Below are 19,215 nucleotides of genomic sequence, written 5' to 3' on the forward strand. Positions count from 1 at the left end.
ACGCTTGGACCTACTAAATAATACAGTAAGACAAAACGCAATAAAAAACTCCCATCAACAGCGTTTATACTGTTAATGAGAGTTCTGATAGTTATCGATTAGCAACCCAAGTTTTCACAAGATCTGCAGTACCATAAACGTAATGCTAATGCTGATCGCCTACTTCGTGGTATGTTGTGCTATCGTCAACCTCTGTTTGCATGTATGAAATAAGTTGAGAGCATTTTTCAAATATTGGGTCAAAAAGATTAATTTATGGACGTATAACACATGGCTCTGGACTGTGACACGGACCTGAATAAGCAGCAGCAGGCACTGTGCTAACACTAATTAAAAATACCGTAAGACATAAAGTAGAAATGATCAGTTTAATGCTTTTTTTCATATTTAATCTCTCCTTTATAGTTAACACTCACATTATAGTATATTAGTGGTAAAACAGGAATATATTTTATTGAAAAATCTGCAAAATCTGATATTTCCGAATTGTTGGTATTGATGAAGCGTAAGAAGAACAGAGGGAACTGACTCATAATAAATTTAGAAGTTATAATGTCCGAGATATTTAGTATGTTAATGGTTTTATAGCGTTTTACTATTATATGTAAGCTTTAGAGCTTTTTAAGCAATAAAAAACTCCCATCAACAGCGTTTATACTGTTAATGAGAGTTCTGATAGTTATCGATTAGCAACCCAAGTTTTCACAAGATCTGCAGTCCCATAAACGTAATGCTGATCGCCTACTTCATGGTATGTTGCGCTATCGTCAACCTCTGTATGCTTGTACGGAATACGTTGACGGCGTTTTTCTGACATTGGATCAGGAAGTGGAATTGCCGATAATAATGATTTTGTATACGGATGAACAGGGTGATTGTAAATATCATCTGCTTTACCGATTTCCATAATTTTACCACGGTACATAACAGCAATACGGTCACTGATGTACTTAACCATTGATAAATCATGGGCAATGAAAAGATATGTTAAACCACGTTCTTTTTGTAACTGTTTTAATAAGTTAACAACTTGTGCTTGAATCGATACGTCAAGTGCTGAAATTGGTTCATCGGCGATAATAAACTTAGGATCTAAGCTTAGTGCACGAGCAATCCCAATACGTTGACGTTGACCACCAGAGAATTCGTGTGCATAACGGTTTGCGTGCTCTTTGTTTAAGCCAACGGCCTCTAGTAGTTGATTAATTTTTTCACGACGTGCTTTTTTATCCTTGTGTAGACCGTGAATATCAAAGGCTTCACCAATGATTTCACCTGCTGTCATACGAGGGTTTAAAGAAGCGTATGGATCTTGGAAAATCATTTGCATTTGACTATTAAATTTCTTTAATTCACTTTTAGATTTTTTTCCATGAACGTTTTCGCCATCGAAAATAATTTCACCATCTGTAATGTCATATAGGCGAATAATGGAACGACCAGTTGTTGACTTACCGCAACCCGACTCACCTACAAGACCGAGTGTTTCACCTTCGTATACATCGAAGCTAATACCGTCGACCGCTTTAATAGGGTTACTTGGTGAACCGAAATGTTGCTTTAAATTTTTGATTTCAAGAATTTTTTTTGCACCCGATTTAGTCATTTTCTTGTGCCTCCTTTGCTAAATAGCCATCAATACGTTTAGCAACTGCATCTGGAAGCGGAATTTTTGGCGCATCAGGATGCAACAACCAAGTTTTAGCAAAGTGTGTGTCACTTACTTGGAACATCGGAGGCTCTTGTTCATAGTCAATAGCCATTGCGAATTCATTACGAGCAGCAAACGCATCACCCTTTGGAGGGTTGATCAGATCCGGTGGTGAACCAGGAATCGTGCGTAATAGCTCATCTGTATCGTTATCTAAGTCTGGCATTGAACCAAGTAGACCCCATGTATATGGATGCTTCGGATTATAGAAAATATCATTAACAGTACCATATTCGACGATTTGGCCTGCATACATAACTGCTACTCGGTCAGCAACGTTTGCAACGACACCTAAATCGTGAGTAATGAAAATGATAGATGTTTTCGAATTTTTTTGGATTTCTTTCATTAGCTCTAAAATTTGCGCTTGAATTGTAACGTCTAATGCTGTTGTTGGCTCATCGGCAATTAGAAGCTTTGGATCAGCTGCAAGTGCAATGGCAATAACAACACGTTGACGCATACCGCCTGAAAATTCATGTGGGTATTGGTTAAAACGTTTTTCAGGGAAGGGGATGCCTACCTGAGTTAATAGCTCGATTGCACGTTTTTTAGCTTCAGCTTTAGATACTTTTTTATGTTGTAAAATAACTTCAGTTATTTGACGTCCGACCTTCATAGTAGGGTTTAAACTTGTCATTGGGTCTTGGAAAATCATAGCAATTTCATTTCCGCGTACTTTTGACATTGCTTTATCGCTTAACGGAACTAAATCACGGCCGTTAAATAAAATTTGTCCTGACGCATAAATACCAGGTGGCTGTGGAATTAGTTTCATTAATGCGTTACTCGTAACACTTTTACCTGAACCAGATTCACCAACGATTGCGAGTGTCTCACCTTCTTTTAGGTCAAAGTTTACGCCACGAACAGCGTGGACAAGTCCTGCATACGTTTTAAAGTTAATTCTTAAATCTTTTACTTCTAAAATAGTTTTACTCATTGTCGGCCACCTCCTTATTTACGTAGTTTTGGATCTAATGCATCACGTAAGCCGTCACCAACTGCGTTAAATGCAAAGATTGTAAGTGAAATGAACACTGCTGGGAAAATCAAACGCCATGGAGCATTACCAATCGCTTTATTCCCTTCAGAAGCCATTGTGCCCCAAGAAGCTGTTGGAGCAGGAACCCCAAGGCCAAGATAACTTAAGAATGATTCTGTAAAGATCGCAGATGGAATTGTTAATGTCATCGTTACTAAAATCGCTCCAAGTGCGTTAGGAACTAAATGTTTAATAATTAGGTGACCAGTGCTAGCACCTAAAGTACGAGCAGCTAGAACATATTCTTGATTTTTAATCGATAATACTTCACCACGTACAATACGAGCCATGTTAATCCAACCCGTAATTGAAAGTGCGATAATCATAGGAACTAAACCAGGCTGCATAACAACTAATAGTACGATTACTACTAATAGGTAAGGTACAGCAGTTAAAACATCGGCAATACGCATCATAATATTATCAACGCGTCCACCAGCTAAACCAGAAATACTTCCCCAAATAACACCAATAATTAAGTCGATGATAGCTGCAGCGATTCCGATAAATAATGAAATACGTGCACCTTCCCAAATACGAACGAAAATATCACGGCCTAAATCATCAGTTCCGAACCAAAATTCAGCAGATGGTGGGGCATTATAAACACCAAGTTGATCACTTGCTTTATATTGAGAGAACATAGGCACGAAAGTAGCCATTAAAATAATAATAATTAAAACGATTATCCCTAGAATGGCCATTTTGTTATGAGAGAAACGGATAAATACTTCCTTCCAAAAGGAGACTGATTTATCAGCTAATTTTTCCGTTGCTTCATGATTACCACCGACAATTTTAAACTTATCTTTTTCAATTTGTTGCTGTGTCATTATTTTTTCGCTCCTTTCAGTTTAATTCGCGGATCAATCACACTATATAAAATATCAACGATTAATACCGCAAATAAAAGGATGATGGAATAGAACACAGTCGTACCCATGATTACTGTATAGTCACGGTTTGTAATACTTTGTACAAAGTGTTTACCTAGTCCTGGGATAGCAAAAATTTGTTCAACTATGAAACTACCTGTTACAACACCTGCAGTTAAAGGACCTAAGTATGTCACCACTGGAAGTAGAGCGTTACGTAAAGTGTGACGGAAGACGATTGTCCATTTACCAATTCCTTTTGCACGTGCCATTTTTACATAATCACTATTATTTTGTTCAAGCATACTTGAACGTGTTAATTTTGCGATAAAGCCCATGTGGCTGAAAGCGATTGCAAGGGCTGGCAATATACTATAAACAAAGCCTTTCCATCCACTTACCGGGAACAAGCCTAGTTTGTAGGATAAGAAATACTGCATTAAACCCGCTAAAATAAATGAAGGTACTGAAATACCTAGCACCGCAAAGGACGTTGCCAAATAATCCGGGAACTTATTATGATAAAGCGCGGAAACTACTCCTATTAAAATACCGAATCCAACTGCCAATAGCATAGCTTCAATCCCTAATGTTAAAGAAACAGGGAAACTTTCTTTGATCATATCATTTGTAGAACGCGCTTTATATTTCATTGACTCACCGAAATTGAAAGTGGCCGTATCGATTAAATAATCTTTGTACTGAATATACCAAGGGTTATTTAATCCATACGTTTCGTTTAACTTTTCCTCAATTTGAGGGGGGAAATTACGTTCACTCGCAAAAGGACTACCCGGAGCAAGACGCATTAAGAAAAACGTAACCGTTACGATGACGAAAAGCGCGAGAAGTATATACATCAGCCTTTTCAAAATATATTTAATCACATGAAACTCCTCCTTCTATTTGTCAATTTTCAGACAAATATATGCCTTCGTATTTTAAAAAGAGCTGACTCGCGCCGAAGTGGCTACGAGGCAGCTCTTCGCTGTAGAGCTAAATAAGCGATATGAATTAGACTATTTTTCTTCTACTACAACGTCTTTAAGTTGGATGTTACCAAGTTTATCTGCTTTCATGTTTTTCACGTTATCATGTACTACAGAAAGGTTCGTGTAGTAGTAGATAGGTGCAACTGGGAATTCTGAAACAGCAACTTTTTCTGCTTGTTTTAGAAGTTCAATACGTTTAGCTGGATCTGTTTCTTTATTAGATTGATCTAATAATTTTTTGTACTCAGCATTTTCCCAACCAGTATCGTTGTTACCGTTTGCAGCTGTATTAAACATTTCTAAGAATGTATAAGCATCATTGTAGTCACCAATCCAGCCCATACGTCCAACTTGGAAGTCTGCTTGGTTAATTTTTTCTAAATATACTTGCCATTCAGAGTTATCAAGACCTACAGTAATACCAAGGTTTTTAGTCCAGCCCTCTTGGATAAATTGAGCGATAGCAGCGTGTGCTTCACTTGTGTTGAAAGAAACGTTAATTTTAATGTCTTTTGGATCTTTAATGCCAAGTTCTTTCATACCTGCTTCAAGTGCTGCTTTAGCACCTTCGATATCGTTGTCTTTGAAGTAACCGCGGTCTTCTTCAAAACCTTGAACTGTGATAGGAACCATACCTAATGCAGGTTTTTGTTCACCTTTAGTAACGTTGTCAATTAATCCTTGACGGTCAATTGCTAATGTTAACGCTTTACGGATGTTAGCGTTTCCAGTGATTTTATCTTTTGTATTGAATTTGTACCAATAAACAGAAGCTTGGTCAGCGATATTTAATACTTTAGATTCTTTAAATTCATCAATTGAGTCAAGAGCTACAGCTTGGAATGGTGCTCCAAGGTAGTCGATTTCTCCATTTTTGTACATTGTAGCTGCAGTTGCTTCAGATTCTACCATGTCAATATTTACAGTTTCTAAAGATACTTTATCTGCATCCCAGTAATTGTCATTTTTCTTTAATACAACTGTAGCATTGTGTTGCCAATCAGCTAAAGTGAAAGGACCGTTTGTTACATAGTCTTCACCAGCATCTGCGTACCAGTTTTCTTTGCCTTCAACAACTTTTTGATTTAACGGTGCATATGTTTTAAATGCTGTTAATTCTAAGAAGTAAGGTGTTGGATTTTCTAAAGTAACTACTAAAGTTTTTTCGTCTTGAGCTTTAATGCCTACAGCATCAGCAGAACCTTTACCTAAATTGTAAGCTTCAGCACCTTTAATAGGATAAAGGATTGAAGCATATTCAGATAGATTATTAGGGTTTAATGCCCATTTCCACGCATATTCAAAGTCACCAGCAACTACTGGATCACCATTTGACCATTTAGCATCACGTAGTTTGAAAGTATACGTTAATTTATCATCGCTAATTTCCCAGCTTTCAGCAGCTGCTGGAACTGGTTTTGCATCATCGTCTAGTGTTGTTAATCCTTCAAAGATGTTTTTAAGAATAACACTAGAAGTTGAATCTGTTGCTAATTGTGGATGTAGTGATGGTGGTTCAGAAGCAACTACTAGATCTAACTCTTGAGAAGCTTTTCCAGATGAACCAGAATCTTTGCCTTCGTCTTTTGATTTTTCAGACGAATCTCCACCGAAGCCACATGCAGCTAGTACTAATGAAAAGACTGCAAGGACTGTTAATAATAAAAACTTTTTGTTTTTATTCATGTGAATCCCCCTTATACAATTTTTAAGCCTTTTGTGAAGCTCTTATTTAATATACCAAAAAAATCATTTGCACAAAATAAAAAAGATTCAAATTTATATAGTATTATCTGACATCTAATAGAATAATAATTTTTTTCGATTCATCACTTTAGTGTTTGAAAGTAATATGATAATAAAAATTTGATATTTATTTGTTATGAATATCAAAAATAAAACAAAAATTAAAAAAAGATTTATTATACCGAAAATTCATATTCTTCCGATAATGCTATTGTTATTCGAAAAATGATTCAAAAGTCACAGGAGAGATGCTTGGAGAGATTTGTATAGAAATGTAGAAAATCATTGTAAAACTGAGTGAATTAGCTTCAAGTTCAGGTATTTTTTTGTAATTTCTAATCGCAAAGAATGAATATTTTTAGCTATTAATGATATATAGGAATCTTGTTTTGTATTTATCTAAGGTTATCTCGTATAAAAGAGAAAAAAGAAGAAATAGAGTAAATGTTGAAAAAATGAACATTTATTAAGTAAATTGTGTATTGCATTTTGGTTAAATATATTTTTTTGAAATAATTTACACATTGCTTGCATATACAACTATGTATGAAAAAACATTATATTTTATTAATTATATGCAAACAGAATTTTGTATATGTAAATGGAAAAACATACATGCTTCTAAGTACTTTTATGTTGCTGTTTTATGGAGAAAGCCATTTGTCTCTCTTAGAAGGAAGACCTCTACATATAATTACTAAAAAATCATCTAAGTAGAACTTAATGAGTAGAAAATTTACTTAACTTCTATATATGGTCGATTTTACCATATTATGAATTCTATATAAAAGGCTTTTTAAAAATAAACAGTAAAGCAGTTGTAGGTGGGTGAATGAGAAGCCACATAGGGTAATATAAATGTTGAACGTCGAGGTGATGGCTGCTCGGAATTTTATCAGCGGTTTTCAAGGTGTTATCAGCGATTCACGGCATTTTATCAGCAGTTTTCAAGGTGTTATCAGCGATTCACGGCACTTTATCAGCGGTTTTCAAGGTGTTATCAGCGATTCACGGCACTTTATCAGCGGTTTTTCAAGGTGTTATCAGCGATTCACGGCATTTTATCAGCGGTTTTCATGATGTTATCAGCGATTGGCATTTTGGAACATCCAGACACTTCGCTTTCGTACGGATTTGCTGAGGTTTGTTTAAGTGACAGGTCAGAAAACATACGTTATATGGTGATGAGCCAAAAAAAGAGTCTGGGACAAAAGAAAAAATGTTAGACCAATTTCGGTCTAACATTTTTTGATTTAGGAAGGAACACTCTACTCATTAAAGCGAAAAAGTTATTATCTGTTTTCGCTATTTTTCAAAATAATCGAGTTCTGTCCCAGCCCCCACTTTTAAGACTGTTTTTTTAACTGTAAAATGACAGTTTCATCTGGATCGATGTATAAAGTTTTTTGTTCAAAGTAAATAACAAAACCAGGTTTAGCGCCATTTGGCTTTTTTACCTGACGTATTTCTGTGTAATCGACTGGAACAGAGGAAGAGTCTCTTGCTTTTGAAAAATAAGCAGCAAGTGTAGCAGCTTCTCGTAATGTTGTGTCGTCTGGTTCACTCGTATGAATGACAACATGAGAGCCAGGAATATCCTTTGTATGTAGCCAAATATCTGTACGTTTAGCCATTTTAAATGTAAGCATGTCATTTTGCTTATTGTTTTTCCCAACTGAGATGGCTATACCTGTAGAAGAGACATAACGTTCAGGCTCAGGCTTCACTTGCTTTTTCTTTTTTCTTACATGACGTAATTTTAAATAACCTTGCTCTGCTAATTCTTCACGAATTTCTTCTATATCCCCAGGAGCAGCTTGTTGAACTTGCTGAGCAAGCATTTCAAAATATGCTATTTCTTCCTTCGTTTTTTCTAGCTGTTCTTGAACCATAATAAGTGCATTTTTTGCTTTTGTATATTTTGTGTAATAACTTTGAGCATTTTCAATCGGTGTTTTACGTTCGCTTACTGGAATGGTGATTTCTTCTTCTCCAGTCTCACTATAGTAGTTAACGACAGTTACTTCCTTTACACCTTTTTCGAACGCGTAAATGTTGGCCATCAGTAATTCTCCATATAATTGGAACTGATCAAGTTTAGATGCACGTTCGTAGTCTTTATTTAACTTTTTAGTTTTTAATGTAAGCTTATCAATTTCATTTTGTAACCATCGCTCTAAATCACCTGCCTGCTGTTTGACGCGATCTCGTTCGGCTCGTGCAAAAAATACGCGGTCAAGCAGCTCATGTACATTTGGATAAATCGTTACATCCCCTTGTAAATGTGTTAGAGCGATTGGTGAGAAGTAAGTTTTATTATTCGCGATGACATACATTGGCTCCGTTCCACCGTTATTAAAGGAAGAAATAAAATTTTTAAAGCAATTTACTTGATCATCTGCATCTGTTAAACGGAACAATAATTCTTCTGCATGATTGGGTGAGAAGCCGACAAATTGCGCAACAACTTCCTTAGCCGTTTTTTGTTCAGAGAAAAAACTAGTGAGCTGTTCGTCTGTTACTGCTAGAGGATGCCATTTATTTTGGGCAGGCGGCGCGATATAAGGTTGACCAGGTAACACTGTTCGAAAACTATTCACAGAAGGCGGCAAATGCTTTAAGCTGTCGACTATTTTCCCCTGCTCTTTATCTATTAACAACAGATTACTGTGACGTCCCATAATTTCAGCATGTAATTCCCTGACAATAGGATCGCCAATTTCATTTTTACTGTGAATTTCTACTATTATAATGCGATCAAAATCATGCTGTTTAATAGAAGAAATAAAACCGCCATCTAAATGCTTGCGCAACAGCATACAAAACATAGGAGGTTCTGCTGGATTCTCGATAGACTGCTCAGTAAGATGGACACGTGCGTAAGAAGAATGTATTGAAAAAAGTAATTTATGATTGCTTCCGTTCGCACGAATATGTAGAACAACCTCCTGAGCGTTTGGTTGATGTATTTTAGTGATCCGACCTGTTACTAATTGTTGTAAGTCGGCTGTCATTGCATAAGTAAATAAGCCATCAAATGCCATATGAATTCCTCTTCCCAAGAATATAAAGCATCTTGGTACTTTCGTCTTTTTAATATTTTAATGGTGCATTGTTACACTAGGTTAGTGTTCATTTAGTCATTTAGGTAGCACAAATGCACTTTTCTTATGTTTATCATAGCATTTTTTAGGTGAATATTAAAATATAGCTTCAATTGTGGTAGAATTAGCTTTTGCTCTATCTAATTTTTTATGGAGAGACGTCATAAATGACAGAGCTTATGTTATAATAATCCCAGTATGCAAAGAAAGGTGTGACGAACCTTGGTGCGTAGTATGACTGGTTTTGGCAGAGGTGTCACAACAACAAAAGACTTTCAATTAACCGTAGAAATGCGCTCGGTCAACCATCGCTTTTTAGAAATTCATGCAAAATTTCCGAAAGAATGGCTTGAAGCAGAAATTTTTGCAAAGAAGTTAATTTCACAAGCTTTGTCACGTGGCAAAATTGATGTGATGGTATACGTTAAGGACTTAGATAACGTCGAGCAAACTATTGAAATTAATTGGTCATTAATTGAAGCGTATCGTAAGGCAAAAGAGCAATTAGCAAGTAAAGTACCACTAGAAGAAAAATGGACGATGCAAGAGCTACTATCGCTTGAACAAGCACTTGTACAGGAAAAACCGCAGCTTACACCTGAGGATTTACTTTCGGCTGTTGAAAAGGCGATTACGCAAGCAATTGAGCAGTTGCTTCAAATGCGTGAGCGTGAAGGGCAAGAATTACAAGATGTTGTTGTACAATTTAAAGAACAGTTAATGGAACAAGTGAAACAGATTCGTTCATGTTCCTCTCTTGCTGTTGAAAAATATCGTACACGATTATTAGAACGAATTTCTGAAGTGGCGGATGGAGCGTTGTTAGAAGATCGCCTACTTGCAGAAGTAGCGATATTTGCAGAACGTGTGGACATCACCGAAGAATTGGACCGATTAGATAGTCACTTTCAACAACTGAAAGAAACGTTACAAGAAACGATTTCGGTTGGCCGTAAACTAGACTTTTTAATGCAGGAAATACACCGTGAGATCAATACGATTGGTTCAAAAAATCAATCTACAGAGGCGGCCATTGCGGTAGTTCAGGCGAAAACAATTTTAGAAAAGATGCGTGAGCAAGTTCAAAATATCGAATAGCTCGCATGTATCTGTTATAAATTAAGGGAGATATAGAGAAAAAATGATAAAAGAACGTGGATTATTAATTGTTCTGTCTGGCCCATCTGGTGTAGGTAAAGGGACAGTGCGTAAAGAATTATTTTCTCAGCCGAATACGAATTATGAGTATTCCATCTCGATGACAACACGAAATCCTCGCGAAGGTGAAGTAGATGGTGTAGACTATTTTTTCAAGACACGTGAAGAATTTGAAACGTTAATTGATCATGGTGGTTTATTGGAGCATGCTGAATTTGTAGGCAATTATTACGGAACACCGTTAGCCTATGTAAATGAAACACTTGATGCAGGACGTGATGTGTTTTTAGAAATCGAAGTGCAGGGTGCTGCGCAAATCCGTAAAAAGGCACCAGATGCATTATTTATTTTCTTAGCCCCACCGAGCTTAACAGAACTAAAAGACCGTTTAGTTGGTCGTGGGACAGAAACAGCAGAAGTGATTGCAAAGCGTATTGCAACTGCGAGTGAAGAGCTCGAAATGATGAGCCTATATGATTATGTGGTTGAAAATGATGAAGTGACAAATGCCTGCGATCGTATAAATGCGATTATTAAAGCCGAGCATTGTCGTAGAGAACGTGTTGAAAAAAGATATTTGTCAATGTTGAGAGGAGAATAAACCTATGTTATACCCATCAGTAGATACATTAAAAAAAGAAATCGATTCAAAATATTCATTAGTAAGTTTAGCATCTAAACGTGCTCGTCAAATGCAAGAAGAAGAAGGCACTGAACGCTTACACAAGTATGTTTCTTACAAATACGTAGGAAAAGCACTTGAAGAAGTAGCGGCGGGTGTACTTACGAAAGTGTCACAGGATGAGTCAACTGTATACGAAGACGAAATCTAACATTGATAAATAAGCTTTTGCCAAATTAATGTTAACTTCTTTCAGCAAAAGTCTTTTGTACCGAAAGCGTAGCGACAGGTACAGAAGTCTCCCACCTCTCTAGGCGGTGGTGAGATGAATGCCGATTTAAGCTACTTTTCAGCGGATGTTCAAACGCAATTATGCCAAGGCATAATTGATCATCTGCAGTGGATTTTTGATTATACAGAATGTCGAGAGCTCCCGAGGAATTTTCCTTTGGGAGCTTATCATTTGAAAGGACGATTGTGCATGAATAAAAATATTTTACTTTGTGTTTCAGGTGGTATAGCGGTTTATAAGGCTGTCGCTCTTGTTAGCAAGCTATCTCAGGCAGGGGCATATGTAAAGGTTATCATGACAGCATCAGCAAGACAATTTGTTAATCCGCTGAGCTTTCAAGTGATGTCCAAAAATGATGTTTTTTTCGATACTTTTGATGAAAAGGATTCGAGTGTTATTGCCCATATTGATTTGGCTGATTGGGCAGATTTAATTTTAGTTGCACCAGCTACTGCAAATGTCATCGGGAAACTGGCGAATGGCATTGCAGATGATATGGTAACGACGACCTTGCTTGCAACAACTGCCCCTGTATGGCTTGCACCAGCGATGAATGTACATATGTATGACCATCCAGCGGTAAAACGAAATTTGGCTCAACTAAAATCTGACGGCTATCAATTTATTGAGCCTTCGGAAGGATTTTTGGCATGTGGCTATGTTGGTAAAGGTCGTTTAGAGGAGCCAGAAAAAATAACGGCGATTGTGCAAGAATTTTTTTCGGAGAAGGCCAAGCCACTAGCTGGTAAAACGGTAGTGGTCACAGCTGGAGCATTTTATGTTCCATTGGACGAGCACCATGTTATTAGTACACAAGCGAATGGAAGAATTGGTCAAGCAATAGCAGAAGAAGCAAAAAAACTTGGGGCAAATGTTATCCTGATCAATGAGAAAGAAGCAAATGTGCATAAGCTTTTTGAACAGCTTGAGGATTATCAAAAACAATATCCATCTGCATATTTTATCCATGCTGCAAATACGCCTACAATTGAAGGAGCACCGACATTATCCGTAAAAGGAAAGACTGCTATAACCTTTGGACAAAAAGTTATTGGGGATCAAATGTTAACAATCGTATCTGACACGTGGATTGATTTTAGTGATACGGCAGAAGTAAATGGTCAATTTTGGGATGCGACAGATGCCACGCAGTTTTCTAAAGCATTTTGGACATTTGTTTTAGATGGTGAGAAGCAATGAGTTTTTTGATTGCAGAAGTTATAGTGGATGTTTCAACATATCATGTAGATCGTCCATTTGACTATGAAGTACCTACAGAATGGGTAAATATTATAGAAATGGGCTGTCGTGTAAAAGTACCGTTTGGACCAAGAAATGTGTTAGGCTTTGTGGTCGGGTTAAAAAATAACACAGATGTACCATCTAACAAATTAAAATCTATTGCGCAAATTTTAGATATAGAGCCTGTGCTAACGGAAGAAATGCTATCAATGGCAAAGTGGCTGAAAAACGAAACGATTTGCTATGAAATTGATGCCTTGCAGGTCATGCTTCCATCAGCGCTTCGAGCGAAGTATGAAAAAATCATCATGATGGAAGAGGACAAAGATGCTTTACCGGAAGAGGCTAAGGCTATTTTCGGTAAGCGACAACAGGCTAATTTCAAGGATTTTGAGCGTGCAGGTTTACTCCCGTTATTAAAGCAGCTTATAACTAATAAAATTGTAAGAATTGAAAATGTTGTGAAGCAACAAGGGAATGTGAAAGAAATACGAATGGTCAAAATTTCAGATAATCAGCAAGATATCGACAAGGCGATGGAAGAGGCAGCGAGAGCAGCTAAACAGCGCCTGCTGATTGAATGGATGAATGCACACCTTGGAGAAGTTCTTTTGCCACAGAAAATCTATGAGGAAACAGGTGTATCTTCGGCAGTATTACAGTCAGTTATTGACAAGGGAGCCGCTCACTTTATACAAGAAGAGGTGTATCGTGATCCTTTTACGAAGGAGGTTTCCCGTACTCAATCTTTACAATTGACGGATGAGCAACATGCTGCCCTAAAGGCTATTACAACATCGTTAGAAGAACAGACTGCGAAAACTTTTTTACTACATGGCGTCACGGGGAGTGGTAAAACGGAGATCTATTTGCAAGCAATACAAAAGGTGTTAGATGAAGGTAAGGAAGCCATTATGCTAGTGCCTGAAATATCATTAACACCACAAATGACGGAACGTTTCCGCAGTCGTTTTGGTGAGATGGTTGCTGTGATGCATAGTGGGTTATCTGTCGGCGAAAAGTATGACGAATGGCGTAAAATTCAGCAAGGGAAAGTGAGTGTAGTTGTTGGAGCTCGTTCAGCAATTTTCGCACCTTTTACAAATATAGGTCTTATTATTTTAGATGAAGAGCATGAATCAACATATAAGCAAGAAGATTCACCACGTTATCATGCTAGAGATGTAGCGATATGGAGAAGTGAATTTTACAAATGCCCTGTTATATTAGGTAGTGCAACGCCTGCACTTGAATCATTTGCGAGAGCAAAAAAGGGCGTTTATAGTTTGCTAACATTAAAACAACGTGCTTTGCATCAACCGTTACCAACGGTTTTTATTGCAGATATGCGAGAAGAACTTCAAAAAGGAAATCGTTCTATGTTTTCGGAGCAACTTATTGATGCTATACGAGTAAGACTTGAGAAAAAAGAACAGATGGTGCTGTTTTTAAATCGTCGTGGCTATTCTTCTTTTGTGCTTTGTCGTGATTGTGGAACGGTTGTACAATGTCCGAACTGTGACATCTCGTTAACGTATCATCGAACGACAGAGAAATTAAAATGTCATTATTGCGGCTATGAGGAGCGTGTTCCTCAAATATGTCCACAATGCCAGAGTGAGCATATTCGTTATTTTGGGACGGGAACACAAAAAGTCGAGGAAGAAATTTATAAGCTATTTCCTGAGGCAAGGGTTCTCCGAATGGATGTTGATACAACAAAGCAAAAAGGTGCACATGAAGAAATTTTGCAGGCATTTGGGGAAGGACAGGCAGATATTTTGCTTGGGACGCAAATGATTGCTAAAGGTCTTGATTTTCCTAATATCACGCTTGTTGGTGTCCTTAGTGCTGATACATCTCTGCATCTACCCGATTACCGTGCAGCGGAGCGTACATTCCAATTATTAACGCAGGTTAGTGGTAGAGCTGGCCGTCATGAAAAGCATGGTGAGGTTATTATTCAATCGTATACACCAGAGCATTATGCGATTGAATTGGCAAAAATACAAGATTACGAGCCGTTTTACGAACGTGAAATGTTTTTACGCCGTCGCTCAGGCTACCCACCTTATTATTTTGTAGCGCTTGTTCAAATGTCTCATGAAGATGTCATGATGGCTGCAGAGTATGCTGGACGAGCGGCAGATTGGCTCAGAGAAAACTTATCAAACCGGGTTGCCATTATTGGCCCAACAACGGCAAGTATTAGTCGTCTCCAAAATAGATATCGCTATCAATGTTTGATAAAATATAAAATTGAACCAAATCTAATTCCTGTATTACAACGCCTTCTAGCGATGTATCGAGCGGAATGGATTAAACAGGGTATATTAATGACGGTAGATTTAGATCCGTCAACTATATAAAATAGTTCATCACCAAAAGTCAGGGATGACATTTTTATATGAACTAGTTAGATTATAATGTGGCGTTACAATTAGACAAGGTAAAAGCCTTAAATATAGAAATGAGGAATAGAAGATGGCAATTAAAAAAGTTGTTGAACATCCAGCAAAGGTATTATCAACGCCGTGTGCGGAAGTAACAGAAATTAATGAGGAAATTATTGCTTTACTAGATGATTTATATGACACAATGGTTGAATATGATGGTGTTGGTATTGCAGCACCACAAATAGATGTAGGCTTACGAGTTGCAATTGTTGAGCTTGGCGAGGAACGAGATATTTTAGAAATGATTAATCCGACTGTAATTGTAACGGATGGAGCGGAAGTAGATATTGAGGGATGCCTAAGCTTCCCAGGATTATATGGTGAGGTTGAACGCCCTGACTATGTAAAAATTGAAGCATGTGACCGTGAAGGACGTGTTTATGAGCTAGAAGCGGGAGGCTTTGATGCACGAGCAATTTTACATGAAATCGATCATTTAGATGGCGTGCTATTTGATTCAAAAATCAAACGTATTCTAACTGAAGAAGAGCTTGAAGCAATGTACGCTGAAGAGGAGGAATAACATGACTTCAATAATTTTTATGGGAACACCTGATTTCTCCGCGCCAATTTTGCGTATGCTACACCATGAAGGCTATGTTATTAAAGCGGTAGTTACACAGCCAGATCGTCCAGTTGGGCGTAAACGTGTGCTAACACCACCACCTGTTAAGGCAGCAGCTTTAGAATTAGGTTTACACGTTATTCAGCCTGAAAAGCTACGTGGTTCAGAGGAATTACAACAAATTATTGATTTACAGCCTGACCTAATCGTAACAGCAGCTTTTGGCCAAATTTTGCCGAAGGAATTGCTAGATGCACCACCGCTTGGTTGTATTAACGTCCATGCGTCGCTTTTACCAAAGTATCGCGGTGGAGCACCTATTCACCAAGCCATTATTGATGGTGAAAAAGAGACAGGTGTAACAATTATGTATATGGAACAAAAGCTAGATGCTGGTGATATCATTTCCCAAAAGGCTATCCCAATTGAAGAGGATGATCATACGGGTAGACTATTTGATAAGCTAAGTGTTGTAGGCTGCGAATTATTAAAAGAAACACTTCCTTCTATTATAAATGGAACAAATAATCGTACCGTACAGGATGAAGCGCAAGTAACCTTTGCCAGCAATATTTCACGTGAACAGGAACGAATCGACTGGGCAAAAGATGCTACAACTTTATACAATCAAGTGCGTGGTCTTCATCCATGGCCAGTTGCCTATACAACATTTGAAGATGGGAACTTTAAAATTTGGTGGGCACAAGTTGGCGATACGAAGCATGATGCCATACCTGGTGAGGTCGTTGCGATTTCAAAGGATTATTTTGAAGTTGCAGCAGGAAATGGAACAACACTTGCCCTGTATGATGTACAACCAGCTGGTAAAAAACGCATGACAGCAGAGGAATATTTGCGTGGTACAGGTTCTAAATTACAGATTGGGGACCAATTTAAATGAGTAAAAAAAGCGTAGTAATTTGGGATGGGAATGTGCGTGATGCTGCACTTTCTATTTTGTTAGCAGTGGATAAAAATCAAGCCTATAGTAATTTACTTTTAAATGAAACGATAAAGCGCCATAAAATTGAAGCGAAAGATCGTGCGCTTTTAACAGAAATTACGTACGGTACTTTGCAATTTAAAATGACACTTGACTACTATTTAGAGCCATTTATTCGTGGTTCAGTAGATCATTGGGTGCGCTGGCTTTTACGTTTATCTTTATATCAAATGCATTATTTAACGCGAATACCACCACATGCAGCGGTGAATGAAGCTGTAGAAATTGCCAAGCGACGAGGTCACAAAGGTATAGCTTCAATGGTTAACGGTATTTTACGCTCTATTTTACGTCAGGGTGTAGCTTCTATTGATGAGATTAAAGATCCGATTGAGCGTCTAGTCATTGAAACGAGTCATCCGGAGTGGTTAGTGCAACGCTTTGTCGAGAATTATGGTATTGAAATAGCGTCTGAAATGTTACATGAAAATAATGTGCCTCCAGTGCAAACTGTCCGTGTAAATACGACAAAAGTGAGCGTTGATCAAGCGATTGCTAGCATAGAAGCGGAAGGCTTAACGGCGAAAAAAAGCGATATAATGCCTGAATGCTTACATGTAACAAATGGTCAGCCAGCTCGAACAAAGGCATTCCAAGAAGGTCTTATTACCATTCAGGATGAAAGCTCCATGATTCCAGCGAATGTTTTGCACCCATCTCCTGGCATGCGTGTCTTAGATATGTGTGCAGCTCCAGGTGGAAAGACAACACATATAGCTGAGATTATGAAAAATGAAGGTTCGATTTTAGCGACTGACCTTCACCCTCATAAACTAGATTTAATCGACCATAATACTGATCGTCTAGGGATTGATATAGTAGAGACTGCTCCAATTGATGGACGTAAGGCACCGGATTTTCTACAAGCAGAATCATTCGACGCTATTTTAGTCGATGCGCCTTGTAGTGGTTTAGGAGTTATGCGCCGTAAGCCAGATATTAAATATACAAAACGAGAAGAAGATTTAGAAAATCTCCAAAAAATACAATTGGCGTTATTAAATGCTGCAACAAAAGTATTGAAAATTGGTGGCAAACTTGTGTACAGTACATGTACAGTCGATAAAAAAGAAAATGAAGGCACTGTAGAAGCCTTTTTAACTACGCATCCAGAAATGGAAGCTATACAACTAGAATCTTTACCAACAAAATTAGCGGAAAAGCAAGCAAATGGCATGCTTCAAGTCTTTCCACAAGACTTTGGCAGTGACGGTTTCTTCGTTGCAGCCTTTCGTAAAAAAGGAGAATCCAACTAATGGTGGATCAAGAGAAATTTAATGAGCGCATTAGCGACTTAGTTGAAGAAGCAGAAGACAAGCCCGTTCGACGCGCGAAAAAAGAAAAACCAAATTTAAAGGAATCGGTATACTCATTACAGCCGGAACAGTTAGAAGAATGGTTAAAGGAAAATGGTGAAAAACCATTCCGTGCAGCACAAATTTTTGATTGGCTTTATAATAAACGTGTAAAAACATTTGATGAAATGTCTAACCTTTCAAAAGGATTACGTGAAAAGCTTGAAGCAAGTTTTGTATTGACGACATTGTCAACAATTATTCAACAGGAATCAAAAGATGGTACTATCAAGTTTTTATTCCAATTACAAGATGGCTATTCTATTGAAACTGTATTAATGCGTCATGAATACGGGAACTCTATTTGTGTGACGACACAGGTAGGCTGCCGAATTGGTTGTACGTTTTGTGCGTCAACATTAGGTGGATTAAAACGTCACTTACTAGCAGGGGAAATCGTAGAGCAAGTTGTCAAAGTACAACAAACTTTAGATGAAGTGGGCGAGCGTGTATCGCATATCGTTATTATGGGTATTGGAGAACCTTTCGATAATTATGATGCAATGATGAACTTCTTAAAAGTCATCAACCATGAAAAAGGGTTAAACATTGGTGCTCGTCACATCACTGTATCGACATCAGGGATTGTTCCGAAAATTTATCAATTTGCTGATGAACAGTTACAAATCAACTTCGCAGTATCCTTGCACGCACCAAACCAAGAGGCTCGTCAAAAACTAATGCCAATTGCACGTGCTTACAAATTGGATGAATTAATGGAAGCGGTCCGTTACTATACTAAAAAAACTGGCCGACGTGTAACTTTTGAGTATGGTTTAATGTCTGGTGAAAATGATTCAGTTGAAGTTGCTGAAGAATTATCTGCATTAATAAAAGGAATTAAATGCCACGTGAACTTAATTCCTGTAAACTACGTACCAGAACGTGATTATGTTCGCACATCTCGTAGTCAAATTTTTGCCTTTGAAAAAACTTTAAAGAAAAATGGTATTAACGTAACGATCCGCAGAGAGCAAGGTTCAGATATTGCAGCTGCGTGTGGACAGTTACGTGCGCAAGAGAGATCTGAAGAGACGAGGTGACCAGTG

Annotated in this window: 17 protein-coding genes; 10 read left to right on the forward strand and 7 right to left on the reverse strand. The window is 37.7% G+C overall.

The features are described 5' to 3' along the window. Nucleotides 1-253: 253 nt before the first annotated feature. The 6 genes from AB9L17_RS05305 to AB9L17_RS05330 all read right to left on the reverse strand — a co-directional run bounded on the left by AB9L17_RS05305 (nucleotide 254) and on the right by AB9L17_RS05330 (nucleotide 6,309). Complete coding sequence (locus tag AB9L17_RS05305) at nucleotides 254-385, reverse strand: hypothetical protein (RefSeq protein WP_302621779.1); 132 nt, start codon at nucleotides 383-385, stop codon at nucleotides 254-256. Between the two features lie 294 nt (nucleotides 386-679). Next, the gene (locus tag AB9L17_RS05310) at nucleotides 680-1,606 is read right to left on the reverse strand and encodes an ABC transporter ATP-binding protein (protein WP_068983211.1); all 927 of its coding nucleotides are present in this window, start codon (nucleotides 1,604-1,606) and stop codon (nucleotides 680-682) included. Further along, nucleotides 1,599-2,654 carry an ABC transporter ATP-binding protein gene (locus AB9L17_RS05315; protein ID WP_068983210.1) on the reverse strand — a complete coding sequence of 352 codons (1,056 nt, stop codon included), beginning with the start codon at nucleotides 2,652-2,654 and terminating at the stop codon, nucleotides 1,599-1,601. The genes AB9L17_RS05310 and AB9L17_RS05315 overlap by 8 nt, the downstream gene beginning before the upstream one ends. A gap of 14 nt (nucleotides 2,655-2,668) precedes the next feature. After that, a complete protein-coding gene (locus AB9L17_RS05320) occupies nucleotides 2,669-3,589 on the reverse strand; it encodes an ABC transporter permease (protein ID WP_068983209.1) in 921 nt (306 codons plus the stop codon). Then, a complete protein-coding gene (locus tag AB9L17_RS05325) occupies nucleotides 3,589-4,518 on the reverse strand; it encodes an ABC transporter permease (RefSeq protein ID WP_068983208.1) in 930 nt (309 codons plus the stop codon). Before AB9L17_RS05325 ends, AB9L17_RS05320 begins: the two co-directional genes overlap by 1 nt. A gap of 132 nt (nucleotides 4,519-4,650) precedes the next feature. After that, on the reverse strand, nucleotides 4,651-6,309 hold the full coding sequence (locus tag AB9L17_RS05330; protein ID WP_068983207.1) for a peptide ABC transporter substrate-binding protein: 1,659 nt from the start codon (nucleotides 6,307-6,309) through the stop codon (nucleotides 4,651-4,653). 918 nt (nucleotides 6,310-7,227) lie between these two features. Here AB9L17_RS05330 and AB9L17_RS05335 point away from each other — a divergent pair. Further along, a complete protein-coding gene (locus tag AB9L17_RS05335; RefSeq protein ID WP_375200171.1) occupies nucleotides 7,228-7,449 on the forward strand; it encodes a hypothetical protein in 222 nt (73 codons plus the stop codon). A 266-nt stretch (nucleotides 7,450-7,715) separates the two neighbouring features. On the opposite strand, the gene AB9L17_RS05340 is transcribed toward AB9L17_RS05335, so the two are convergent. Beyond that, nucleotides 7,716-9,413, reverse strand: coding sequence for an Rqc2 family fibronectin-binding protein (locus AB9L17_RS05340; protein WP_068983206.1), 1,698 nt, complete (start codon nucleotides 9,411-9,413; stop codon nucleotides 7,716-7,718). A 282-nt stretch (nucleotides 9,414-9,695) separates the two neighbouring features. Between AB9L17_RS05340 and AB9L17_RS05345 the strand changes: the two genes are divergently transcribed. From AB9L17_RS05345 to rlmN, 9 genes are all read left to right on the forward strand, one after another. Further along, nucleotides 9,696-10,571, forward strand: coding sequence for a YicC/YloC family endoribonuclease (locus AB9L17_RS05345; RefSeq protein ID WP_068983205.1), 876 nt, complete (start codon nucleotides 9,696-9,698; stop codon nucleotides 10,569-10,571). 43 nt (nucleotides 10,572-10,614) lie between these two features. Further along, complete coding sequence (gene gmk, locus AB9L17_RS05350; protein ID WP_068983204.1) at nucleotides 10,615-11,232, forward strand: guanylate kinase; 618 nt, start codon at nucleotides 10,615-10,617, stop codon at nucleotides 11,230-11,232. 4 nt (nucleotides 11,233-11,236) lie between these two features. Beyond that, nucleotides 11,237-11,464 (forward strand): DNA-directed RNA polymerase subunit omega, encoded by a 228-nt coding sequence (gene rpoZ, locus AB9L17_RS05355; RefSeq protein ID WP_068983203.1) that lies wholly within the window; start codon nucleotides 11,237-11,239, stop codon nucleotides 11,462-11,464. A 270-nt stretch (nucleotides 11,465-11,734) separates the two neighbouring features. After that, the gene (gene coaBC, locus AB9L17_RS05360; RefSeq protein WP_068983500.1) at nucleotides 11,735-12,745 is read left to right on the forward strand and encodes a bifunctional phosphopantothenoylcysteine decarboxylase/phosphopantothenate--cysteine ligase CoaBC; all 1,011 of its coding nucleotides are present in this window, start codon (nucleotides 11,735-11,737) and stop codon (nucleotides 12,743-12,745) included. Further along, the gene (gene priA, locus AB9L17_RS05365) at nucleotides 12,742-15,156 is read left to right on the forward strand and encodes a primosomal protein N' (RefSeq protein ID WP_083226892.1); all 2,415 of its coding nucleotides are present in this window, start codon (nucleotides 12,742-12,744) and stop codon (nucleotides 15,154-15,156) included. The genes coaBC and priA overlap by 4 nt, the downstream gene beginning before the upstream one ends. Before the next feature lie 115 nt (nucleotides 15,157-15,271). After that, nucleotides 15,272-15,766: a peptide deformylase gene (def, locus tag AB9L17_RS05370; RefSeq protein ID WP_068983202.1), complete on the forward strand. Its 495-nt coding sequence runs from the start codon at nucleotides 15,272-15,274 to the stop codon at nucleotides 15,764-15,766. 1 nt (nucleotide 15,767) lies between these two features. Next, a complete protein-coding gene (fmt, locus tag AB9L17_RS05375; protein WP_223552580.1) occupies nucleotides 15,768-16,709 on the forward strand; it encodes a methionyl-tRNA formyltransferase in 942 nt (313 codons plus the stop codon). Continuing rightward, complete coding sequence (gene rsmB, locus AB9L17_RS05380) at nucleotides 16,706-18,067, forward strand: 16S rRNA (cytosine(967)-C(5))-methyltransferase RsmB (RefSeq protein WP_223552581.1); 1,362 nt, start codon at nucleotides 16,706-16,708, stop codon at nucleotides 18,065-18,067. The genes fmt and rsmB overlap by 4 nt, the downstream gene beginning before the upstream one ends. Next, nucleotides 18,067-19,209: a 23S rRNA (adenine(2503)-C(2))-methyltransferase RlmN gene (rlmN, locus tag AB9L17_RS05385; protein WP_068983199.1), complete on the forward strand. Its 1,143-nt coding sequence runs from the start codon at nucleotides 18,067-18,069 to the stop codon at nucleotides 19,207-19,209. Before rsmB ends, rlmN begins: the two co-directional genes overlap by 1 nt. Nucleotides 19,210-19,215: the final 6 nt, after the last annotated feature.

This window comes from Lysinibacillus sp. RS11 (assembly GCF_042019215.1).
Classification (GTDB): Bacteria; Bacillota; Bacilli; order Bacillales_A; family Planococcaceae; genus Lysinibacillus; species Lysinibacillus xylanilyticus_A.